This window comes from Methylophaga sp. UBA1464, from assembly GCF_002325665.1.
Taxonomy (GTDB): Bacteria; Pseudomonadota; Gammaproteobacteria; order Nitrosococcales; family Methylophagaceae; genus Methylophaga.
The window spans coordinates 9922-11358 of the sequence record NZ_DCSO01000011.1; the positions used below are offsets into that span (position 1 = coordinate 9922).

Sequence of the window (1437 nt, forward strand, 5' to 3'; positions counted from 1 at the left end):
AGTGAATTACGGTTTTTGGCGGTAGCCAAACAAGACTTCGTACACCCGGAGATTTCGTCAGAGCAGGCACATCATTTTTTGACACAGGTACTCGCGGTTAATCTGAGACGCTTATTTTCCGTAGCTGATGAAGCTGAACGCGAGTTACAAGGACGCTTAGCGGATATCAGTCGGGGTCTGTTGCATCATCTGGCAGAAAGTATTGGCTATGAGCATGTCATTGATCAGTTGATTGATGAAATCTGGCGGATTCTGCAACAACGGCCTATTCAAGTTGAGCATGTTAAACAGATGGTGACGCAAATTGCCATCTGCCGCCAAAATCCCGATATTGATATGGGCAACAGTGGTCAGGGTGCAGATCGGTTGATCAGTAGTCTGTTTGGCCCGACTCAGGCGTGTCGTGAAGATCCGGGTGTCGAAATCTATCAGCAACGGCTGCAGAGCATGGATAATGCCGCCTTACAGTACGAAGCCAGCGGATTTGCTCGTGCGATGCATGATACTGGTCTGGTTTCTCCCTATCATTCAGTATTACTTCGTCATTTATCGGAAGAGACTGATTATTTGCTGAGTGAGGCATTGGGTTTATCTTCAACAGGTCGGGATTGTCTGCTTTCTTACAGCGATCTGGTGCGAGCCTTAATTGCCAAGGCTATTCATCCTGAAACCGCTCAGGGTATTTACGGTCTGGCATTGATGCTGGAGCGTGGCATTCTTTATCAATCGGCTATGGCACCCTCTTTGTGGCGCCAATTATCATTGCCTTTATCCCCCGCTGCCGAGCAACGACTGAATTCCTTATTTGGCGATTCACCGTGCGCGAGCAATCGACTATTGGCAGGCGTGTTGTGCGTGCTCGGACAACCATTAGGTATTGGCCAGGGTAATAACCCTACCTGTCAGTCGGCACGTGCCATGTCGATGTGGGCCTATAATGATCCAGATTATCTGCTGCAGATGGTGGTCTGGGCTGCACGTGATGATGAAATCATTATGCATTTCGAAGGCAAGGCGATCTCTTCACAAGATAGTCTTTCGGGTATCGCCAGTCATTTGCCAATGGATTTGGATCCAGTCTCATTAATTTTGGTCCCGCATCTGGATCGGATTTATGCTGAAATGGGTCGTTGCTGCATCGACCGCGAAGGCGATCCGCATCGCTGGGTCAACCCTGAATTTCACGGCTGGTGGTGTGGACGTGGTTTCAGTATTAATGTCGATGTAGCTTCAGGCAAATTAATGCAACTTGAAGTATTTCTCAGACATTTTTATGCCAGTTATCATCCCTATTACAATGACAACCAACCACTGATCCATCCTCAGCCAGCCGGTATCGCTGTCACCGACAGTGCCATGCGCTTTGTGGGCTGGCATGCCATCACTATTTTAAGGGTCACTCTGGATCCGGATAATGTCATGCGGGTCTATTTTTCA

At 48.4% G+C, this 1437-nt stretch carries 1 protein-coding gene; it reads left to right on the top strand.

Annotated features, from left to right (window positions below; genetic code table 11):
* Positions 1-1437, top strand: a 1437-nt coding sequence (locus tag B3O33_RS00835; protein ID WP_292362740.1) for a hypothetical protein, incomplete at both ends; no start/stop codon positions are given.